The sequence below is a fragment of the Spartobacteria bacterium UBA695 genome (genome assembly GCA_002298145.1).
Lineage (GTDB): Bacteria > Verrucomicrobiota > Verrucomicrobiia > Chthoniobacterales > Chthoniobacteraceae > UBA695.
This window is the reverse complement of sequence record DBMP01000018.1, coordinates 1-8,484: the sequence shown is the minus strand read 5'-3', so window position 1 is coordinate 8,484 and position 8,484 is coordinate 1. Positions and strand designations below refer to the sequence as shown.

General features: G+C 63.3%; 9 protein-coding genes and 1 pseudogene. 3 read left to right on the top strand and 7 right to left on the bottom strand.

Annotation, left to right across the window (positions count from 1 at the left end; translation table 11 throughout):
- Nucleotides 1–194: hypothetical protein (locus B2828_RS11580; RefSeq protein ID WP_479633902.1), on the top strand; the 194-nt coding region annotated here is incomplete at its 5' end.
- 160 nt (nt 195–354) lie between these two features.
- On the opposite strand, the gene B2828_RS11575 is transcribed toward B2828_RS11580, so the two are convergent.
- Nucleotides 355–996 carry a hypothetical protein gene (locus B2828_RS11575; RefSeq protein WP_479633903.1) on the bottom strand — a complete coding sequence of 214 codons (642 nt, stop codon included), beginning with the start codon at nt 994–996 and terminating at the stop codon, nt 355–357.
- Between the two features lie 288 nt (nt 997–1,284).
- A pseudogene (ilvD, locus tag B2828_RS11570) lies at nt 1,285–2,613 on the bottom strand (dihydroxy-acid dehydratase); the annotation flags it as partial.
- 227 nt (nt 2,614–2,840) lie between these two features.
- Here ilvD and B2828_RS11565 point away from each other — a divergent pair.
- Nucleotides 2,841–3,404: a GNAT family N-acetyltransferase gene (locus B2828_RS11565; RefSeq protein WP_479633901.1), complete on the top strand. Its 564-nt coding sequence runs from the start codon at nt 2,841–2,843 to the stop codon at nt 3,402–3,404.
- Here B2828_RS11565 and cutA read toward each other — a convergent pair.
- Genes cutA through B2828_RS11545 form a run of 4 tightly spaced genes read right to left on the bottom strand, consistent with a single transcriptional unit; the run spans nt 3,371 to nt 7,033 of the window.
- Nucleotides 3,371–3,685: a divalent-cation tolerance protein CutA gene (cutA, locus tag B2828_RS11560; RefSeq protein ID WP_479633900.1), complete on the bottom strand. Its 315-nt coding sequence runs from the start codon at nt 3,683–3,685 to the stop codon at nt 3,371–3,373. The genes B2828_RS11565 and cutA overlap by 34 nt on opposite strands.
- A gap of 25 nt (nt 3,686–3,710) precedes the next feature.
- Nucleotides 3,711–4,193, bottom strand: coding sequence for a hypothetical protein (locus tag B2828_RS11555; RefSeq protein WP_479633899.1), 483 nt, complete (start codon nt 4,191–4,193; stop codon nt 3,711–3,713).
- A 7-nt stretch (nt 4,194–4,200) separates the two neighbouring features.
- The gene (locus tag B2828_RS11550) at nt 4,201–5,994 is read right to left on the bottom strand and encodes an ABC transporter ATP-binding protein (protein ID WP_479633898.1); all 1,794 of its coding nucleotides are present in this window, start codon (nt 5,992–5,994) and stop codon (nt 4,201–4,203) included.
- A gap of 16 nt (nt 5,995–6,010) precedes the next feature.
- Nucleotides 6,011–7,033, bottom strand: a complete 1,023-nt coding sequence (locus B2828_RS11545; protein ID WP_479633897.1) for a glycosyltransferase family 9 protein — start codon at nt 7,031–7,033, stop codon at nt 6,011–6,013.
- Between B2828_RS11545 and B2828_RS11540 the strand changes: the two genes are divergently transcribed.
- Nucleotides 6,921–8,255 (top strand): glycosyltransferase family 4 protein, encoded by a 1,335-nt coding sequence (locus B2828_RS11540; RefSeq protein ID WP_479633896.1) that lies wholly within the window; start codon nt 6,921–6,923, stop codon nt 8,253–8,255. The genes B2828_RS11545 and B2828_RS11540 overlap by 113 nt on opposite strands.
- 31 nt (nt 8,256–8,286) lie before the next feature.
- On the opposite strand, the gene B2828_RS11535 is transcribed toward B2828_RS11540, so the two are convergent.
- The coding region (locus B2828_RS11535; protein WP_479633895.1) for a hypothetical protein at nt 8,287–8,484 on the bottom strand (198 nt) is incomplete at its 5' end.

Genomic DNA, 8,484 nt, shown 5'->3' with positions numbered 1-8,484 from the left:
GGCGGCGTGGCCTTTCGGGGTATGTGAATACCAATAACGAAATCATTGGCCCCGTAAGCCTCGGAATGCTCGATATGCTTTTTGTAGAGGGACTCATCTCCCTCCAAACGCGGGTCATGCGCGAATTTGGAAAGGATTTCCAGCCCTACAACGACATTTTCACCGACTCGAGTCTGCGGATGCCGTTGCTTTAAAAGGCTGGCTCAACAATAAAAAGCCTCCTCGTTACGAATCTCCAGATTCCCCACGGCTGCGAATCGGAGATTCGCCACCAAGGACGTTCCCAATCGGGAGATTGGGAACGAGGCACACGAAAATGCTCTAGGAGCCCCAGCCGCGGAGGATACGGGCGCTCTACGCCAGGATGCCGCCCTGGCTCGCGTTGGTGACGAGCTTCTGGTAGCGGGCGAGCCAGCCGGTGACTTCGCGCTTGAAGGGCTTCCAGGCGGCTTTGCGCGCGGTGAGCTCCTCCTCGGGCACGAGGATGTCGATTTTCCGGTTGGGGAAGTCGATGCGCAGACGGTCGCCCTCCTTGAGAATGCCGATGGGGCCGCCTTCTGCCGCTTCGGGCGAGACGTGGCCGATGCAGGCTCCCGCCGTGCCGCCGCTGAAGCGGCCGTCGGTGATGAGGACGCATTTGTCCCCCAGGCCCATGCCGATCAGGTAGCTGGTGGGCGAGAGCATCTCCTGCATGCCGGGACCGCCACGCGGCCCTTCGTTGCGGATGATGACGACGTCCCCGGCCTTGGGCTTGCCCGCGAGGATGCCTTCGCAGGCGTCCTCCTGGCTTTCAAAAATAACGCACGGGCCTTCGAAGACGAAGCCGGGGCCGCAGTTGGCCTTGAAGGCGTCGCTGATGCCTGCGGTCTTGACGACGCTCCCCTCGGGGGCGAGCTGGCCGTAGAGAATGGCGAGGCCGCCGTCCGGGGTGTAGGCGGTGGCCTTGGTGCGGATGCAGTCCCGCTCGTCGAAGAGGAAGGCCGGGTCGTGCGGCATGAGGCCGCTCGGTTTGGTGCCGCCGATGGCCGAATAGGAGGGGTCGCGATGGGCCTCGACGATCTCCCATTTATCCCACTGGCCGATCTCAATGAGGCTCATGATGGTGCGGGTGCCGCTCTTTTCGTAGCGCCAGAGGATGAGCACGGGCTCGCTGCTCAGTTCGCCCAGTTCGGCGCGAACGAGGCCTTTGTATTCTTCAAATCGGGTCTTGAGGCCTGCCTCGATGGCGGCCCGGCCGTTCCACGCGGTGTCGGCGTCGATCCGGAAGCTGCCGTTTTCGGTGAAGAGCGTGGCGGCGGTGGCGGCGTCGCGGGTGTTGAAGGCGGCGGCGAAGCGCCAGAGCGTGATGGCCTGGGGATCGGCGGGGCGGAAGAGGAGGGGCTTGGGGGCGAGGTTGCCGCTCAGCGTGCGGCCCGCGTAGCCATATTTGTCCTTCGGGTCGATCAGGATCGAGGCGGCGCCGGAGACGCGGGCTGCCCGGGCCCAGGGGGTGACTTTCTCGCTGCGGATGTCCCACTCGTCGATGTTCTCGCCGAGGGTTTTGCCGGTGACGGTCTGGCAGCCGAGGTTGAGCACGCCCATGCGCTTGAGTTCGCCCAAAATGGTGTGGATGCCGCCCGCGCGCATGACGTCCTGGATATGATATTTAGAGGACGGAGCGACCTTGCAGAGGCACGGGATACGCCGCGAGATGCCGTCGATGCGGGCGATGTCATACGGAATGCCCGCTTCGCGCGCGATGGCCAGCGTGTGGAGGACGGTGTTGGTGGAGCCGCCCATGGCGACGTCGAGCATGAGGGCGTTATCGAAGGCCTCCAGGGTGGCGATGTCGCGCGGTTTGAGGTCCAGGGAGATGAGTTTGAGGATCGTCTTGGCGGCGCGGGCGTAGAGGGCTTCGCGCTCCTTGGAGACGGCGAGGATGGTGCCGTTGCCGGGCAGGGCGAGGCCGAGGGCTTCGCAAAGGCAGTTCATGGAGTTGGCCGTGAACATGCCGGAACACGAGCCGCAGGTGGGGCAAGCGGATTGCTCCAGCTTGGCGAGGTCGGCGGGGGTGATGGCGCCTACTTGCAGCGCGCCGACGGCCTTGGTGACGCTGATGAGGTCGGCCCCCTCGGTGGTGGGCTGGAGGGCGGCGGGCAGGTCTTCGTTGGCCTGGCCGGTGACGCCTGCGGCCATGGGGCCGCCGCTGACAAAAACGGTGGGGATGTTGACGCGCAGGGCGGCCATCATCATCCCGGGGACGATTTTATCGCAGTTGGGGATGCAGATCATGCCGTCGAAGCAGTGGGCGCGCAGCATGGTTTCCACGGAATCGGCGATGAGTTCGCGCGAGGGCAGCGAGTACTTCATGCCCGCGTGGCCCATGGCGATGCCGTCATCGACGCCGATGGTGTTGAAGACGAACGGGACGCCGCCCGCCTCGCGAACGAGCCGCTTTACCAGCGCGCCGACTTCGTTCAGATGGGCATGACCGGGGATGCAGTCGATGTAACTGTTGGCAATGGCGATGAACGGCTTGTCGAAATCAGCTTCGTTTTCGATGGCTCCCGTGGCGCGCAGCAGGCTGCGGTGAGGGGCGCGTTCGGGTCCTTTTTTGATGATGTCGGAGCGCATAGTTTGGAAGGATCAACTTAAATTTGCTCCGGGGCATTGTCACGCTTTTCCCTTGGGCCTCCCCCGGGGCGAGGGGCGCAGTCTCCGAGGTAGCGCACTCGGGACGGCGGCACTACCCGGAACGCAAGCGGCTTACACCACTTTTAAACACACCCTCCGGGAAAGAAGGGCAAAAAAGATCAGTGACCCCGGGCCTGCAACAGACGATTCTATGGGGAGGTATCGCCTTGCAAAAAATATCCATTACCACCGCCGCGCATCCTTTCTTCCCATCCCTGTGGGAAGTGTATGAAACCTCCTTTCCTCGGGATGAGCGCCGCTCCAGGGATCAGCAAATTTCCCTTTTCTCCCGAAAGACGTATCATCTCGAAGCGTGGGTGAAGGCGTCCGATTTGCTCGGATTGATCGGGTGGTGGGATGGCTTCGATTTCCCCGATGGGCTCCGCTATGTGGAGCATTTTGCCCTGGCACCAGCTTGTCGCGGGGCGGGGTACGGCAGCGCGTTTTTATGGGACTGGATCAGGGAAAATCAACGCCCCGTCTTGTTGGAAATCGAAGCTCCTGTGGATAAGACTACTCGCCGCCGGGAGGCGTTTTACCGGCGATTGGGGTTCCAGACCCACCGCTTTGAGCACTGGCACCCTTCTTATCAAGACGGCACGGGGCGGGTGGAACTGCGGGTCATGTCCTACCCGGCGCCCCTTTCAGACCTCGCCTACCAGCATTTTTTCCAAAAGCTGCACTCGGAAATCATTCCTCACCCCACGTTCTCTTCGATCCAGCGCAGGTAGGCGGGTAGGCCGCCTTCGGGGCGTAGGACGAGGATCTCGGGCACTTCGTAGGGGTGCAGCTCGCTGAGCCGCGCTTCGAACCGGGCCCGGCAGGCTTCGGTGGTTTTGAAAAACGCCACGACTTCGGTGGCCCGCTCGATTTTCCCCTCCCAGCGGTAGATGGATTCCGCGCCGGGGAGCAGGTTGGCGCAGGCGGCCAGGCGCTCCTCCACCAGCGTTCCGGCAATCCGCCGGGCGGCTTCCGCATCGGGAAAGGTGGAGAGCAGGAGGAGGGCGCTCATACCGGCGGGGTGGGCGGTGGTGCCCTTATTTCTTGGTTTTGACGCGGGGATTAATCACCGGGGGGTTGTCCAGCTGGATCTTCTTCCCCTGGCCGTCGTAGGCCTCGATCCGGGTCAGGTGGCCCTGCGCGTCGTGAAGAAATACGGTGCGGCGGGTGACGACGCCCGCGGCGTTCTTGTCGACCTGTTCGCTGACCTGGCCCATGCTGTCGTAGCGCAGCGAGGTCATGGAAACGACCTGGTCTTTGCCGTTGTAAACGGTTCCCTCGGTTTCGCGGCCCATTTCGTCGAGCCGGAAGACGACGTGGCTGATCAGTTTGCCGTTTTTATCCGTCGTGCGGGCGTCGGAGATGCGCTCTTCCAGGTTTTTCTGGGTGTCGGTGCGCGTCCCGTTGGCGTTGAGGCGGGTGGTGACTTTGATGCTGGGTTGGGCATCCTGGGCTTGAGCTCCGGGGAGGCCGCAAAGGGCGGTGGCAAGGGCCAACACCGCGGCGATAGAACGTTTCATAGTTGGGCTAGACGGTTTCAACCTCGTGGGATTTGAACTGTAAATCGTAGAGCCGCCGGTACTGGCCATCGAGGGCGAAAAGTTCGTTGTGGGTTCCCTTTTCGACGATGCGACCGTCCACCATGCAGACGATCTGGTCGGCGTTCAGGATGGTGGAGAGGCGGTGAGCGATGGCGATCACGGTACGCCCGACGGCGAGGCGGTCAAGGGCAAGCTGGATTTTTTGTTCGGATTCGCTGTCCAAGGCGCTGGTGGCCTCGTCGAGCAGCAGGATGGGGGCGTTGCGCAGGAGCGCCCGGGCGATGGCCACGCGCTGCTGCTGGCCGCCGGAGAGCATACAGCCTTTGTCGCCCACCAGGGTGTGGTAGCCGTCGGGCTGGGCGCAGATGAACTCATGCGCGTAGGCCTGTTCGGCGGCGGCGTAGACTTCCTCGTCGGTGGCGTCGAGCCGCCCGTAGCGGATGTTTTCCAGGATGCTGGTGTGGAAGAGGAAGGTGTCCTGGGTGACGATGGCCATGTTTTTGCGCAGGCTGGCCTGGGAGACGGTGCGGAGGTCCTGGCCGTCGATACAGATCGCGCCCGCCTGCGGATCGTAGAAGCGCATCAGCAGGCTCAAGATGGTGCTCTTGCCCGCGCCGCTCTGGCCGACGAGCGCGTAGCTCTTGCCCGGCTGGATGTCGAGGCTGATCCCCTCGACGGCGGGCGGCAGATCGTCGCGGTAGCGGAAGGAGACGTTATCAAAGGTGATGGCGCCGTGCGCGCGGCTCAGCTCAATGGCCTTCGGGGCGTCCTGGATCTCGGGCTTGACGTTCATCAGGTCAAAGATGCGCTCGGTGGAAACCAGGGCCTTCTGGAGCTGAAGGTGGATTTTGCTGAGCTTCTTGACCGGGTCGTACATCATGAAGAGGGCGGAGACGAGGGCCAGGAAGGTGCCTGCGGAGATGCCGCGCACGCCGACGTAGACCAGGGCCAGCATGACGCCCACGGCGGAGACGGCCTCGATGATGGGGCCGACGATTTCGATGGCCCGGCGCACTTTCATGGCCACGACAAACTGAAAGTCGCCCGATTCCTCGAAGCTGTTGACTTCATGCGGCTCGCGCACGAGCGCCTTGACGACGCGGATGCCCGCGAAGGCTTCCTGGAGAATGACCATCATCATGCCCGCCTTGGCTTCTTCCGCCCCGCCCTCGCGACGCACTTTTTTGCCAAAGATGGCGATAGGCACCAGGCAGACGGGGAAGAGGATGAGGGCGATGATGGTAAAGCGCCAGTCGAGGTGCAGCAGCACGGCCACCGAGGCGATGACAGTGACGGGCTGGGTGACGATGTCGGCGCTGACTTGCGAGAGGGCCATCTGAGCCATGCGCGAGTCGTTCATGATGTTGCCGATCAACATGCCGGAGTGCTGCCGGTTAAAGAAGGCGAGCGGCTGGGCGATGATGCGGCGGAAGAGGTCGTTGCGGATGTCGTTGAGCAGCTTGAGGCTGACCCAGGTGACAAAGTAGGTGTTCAGGTAGCCAAACAGGCTGCGGGCCAGCATGACGACGGGAATGAGCGCGCAGACCCAGACCATGGTGCTGGTGGAGGGCCCGGCTTGCAGCATATCGGCGCTGAGGTGTTTCTGCCCGTCGGGGAAGATCGTGTCGGCCACGCGCTTGAGGGTCAGGGGGACGAGGGAATTGGTGACACCGGCGCCGACGCCAAAAAGCAGGCCCGCAATGAAACGCCAGCGGTAGGTGAATAGGTAGGGCAGTAGCTGTTTGTAGGGCACCCACATCCGGTGAAACAGTTCGCGCATCGGAATTTTGGGCTCTTTATTTTTGCTCATGAATCGGAGAAAGGGATGGGAGGAGGGAGTCGATAACACGAATTACCGCGTCCGTCGATATTTCGCTGAGCGATCTGGGAAGGGCGCGGGGGTCGAAGCAGGTGAGCGGCTCAGGTTCCCCAGAGTAAAGCACGATGGCCCGGGGGTGGCGGGGACGCCAGGCAAAGGGGTTGGTTTGGCCAAAAAGAGCGACTTGCGGGGTGCCAAAGGCCGCGCCGAGGTGCACGGGGGCGGAGTCCATGCTCAGGAGCAGCGAGGCGCGCCGGATGATGGCGGCGAGGCCCAGGAGATCGAGGCTGCCGGAGAAATCGTGCCACGGGGTGCGCACGTGGTGGCAAATGGCGGCGAGGTGGGCCTGCTCGAAGGGGGCGCTGCCGCCGGTGACGACGCACGGCAGCCCCAGGTCGCCCTGGCAATGGTCGATGACGGCGGCCCAGCGTTCGGGTTCCCAGTATTTCTCGGCCCGGGCGGTACCGGGGTGGACGACGGCGAATTCGTGATCGATGCCTGCTTCGTAGAGGAGGCGCTTGGGGGCGGCGTCGGCGCTGGCGGGCAGGCACAGGTCGATGGGGGTGGGGGTCCGGGGAATTCCAAGGGGGGCCAGCAGGTCGAGATGGTGGTCGACGGTGTGGTTTTCCCGGACGCTGGAGTCCACGAATTCATTAAAGGGAAGCTGGCGGTGCCAACATCGGCGCACCCACTGCCAGGTGATGCGGCGCGGGGCACGGGAGAGGAGGGCGAAAAAGGCAGAGCGGTCGTTGCCGGTGAAGTCCAGGCAAACGTCGAACTTCCCGGTAGCCAGGCGCGAGAGAAGCCCGGCATTGGGGCGCCAGTAGCGGAAGACCAGCGTTTCGTCCACGGAGCGCACGGCGGGCAGGAGCCCCTCGCAGTTTTCCATGACGCAGAGGGTAATTCTCGCCCCGGGGAACGCCCCACGCAACGCCGCGAGAGCTGGCGTCGTCAGGATCAGGTCGCCGATCCGCTTCAGTTTAAGCGCGAGGATGTTCATGTGGTTTGTGGATTTCCCGAGGCAGGGTGCGGGAAATGCTGTAAATAGCAGCCCCGAACCCTTATCCTGTGCCTCCGATGTTTTCAAGCGCGCTTCAATTTTCCTCCTATATTGCTTCATGAAGATTGGTCTGGTACGGCGGGGATATTCGGCTACGGGCGGAGCTGAGGCTTATTTGAAACGTTTCGCAAAGGCGCTGCGGGAGGCCGGGCACGAGTGCCTGCTTTTCACGTCGGCGGACTGGCCTGCGAGCGAGTGGCCCTACGGGGAGATCGAGGTCGTCCCGGGGCGTTCGCCCAAGGCGTTTGCGGCGGCCATCGAGCGCGCCCGACCCCGGCTGCGTCCGCACGGGGCGTGCGATTATCTTTTTTCCCTGGAGCGCATCTACGCCTGCGATGCCTACCGGGCGGGCGACGGCGTGCACCGGGCCTGGCTGCGGCGGCGGGACGCGTTCGAACCGGCGTGGAAGCGCTGGACCCGGGGGTTCAACCCGAAGCACCGGCAACTGCTGGAGCTGGAGGCGCGGCTTTTTTCCAGCGACGGCGCGGGGATCGTGATCGCCAACTGCCGCATGGTAAAGGAGGAGATCGTGCGCGAATACGGCTACCCGCCCTCGCGCATCCACGTGGTTTACAACGGGCTACCTCCGATGCCCCCGGTGGAGCCGGGTCGGCGCGAGGCGCTCCGGGTGGAGTGGGGTCTCTCGGAAGCCGATACGGCGGTGTTTTTCGCCGGGAGCGGCTGGGAACGCAAGGGGCTGCGGGCTGCCGTGGAGGCGGTCAACCGGATGCAGGGCCGCCCGGTACTGATCGTGGCCGGGAAGGGGGACCCGAAGGCGTACGGTGGCAGCACGGCGCGGGTGCGGTTCCTCGGGCCGGTGAAGAACATGCCCGCGTGCTATGCGGCGGCCGATGTGTTTCTGCTGCCGACCTATTACGATCCTTTTTCAAACGCCTGCCTGGAGGCGCTGGCCGCCGGGTTGCCGGTGGTGACGACTTCGGCCAATGGCGTGTCCGAGGTGCTCGGGGCCTGTGGTGATGTGATTGCCAATCCGGCCGACTCGGGTGCCATCGCCCGGGCGCTGGAGGGCTGGACTGATCCGGAGCGGCGCGTGGCGATCCGCCCCCGGCTCAGGGAGCTGGCTTCGCGCTTCACCATCGAGGCCAATGTTAAAGCGACGCTGGCGGCTATGGAGACGAACTCTGCCAAGCCGCTGGTGTAATACGCTTTCCACAGACAAAAGGCATTAAGTCTCACGCAAAGGCGCAAAGAAGGCATGTGCGGTTCTTCTCTGCGTCTTTGCGTGAAATAATTTTTATAGAGAGGTCATTTAGCGGCGTTTGACTATTTGTGGTGCCGAGGAAAACCAGTGCGCCTTTCGTCTTTACTTTGGTTTCAGAAAGCGCATTTTTCCCGCCAGCTGGCGAGAGCCAGCCGGGACTTAACAACCC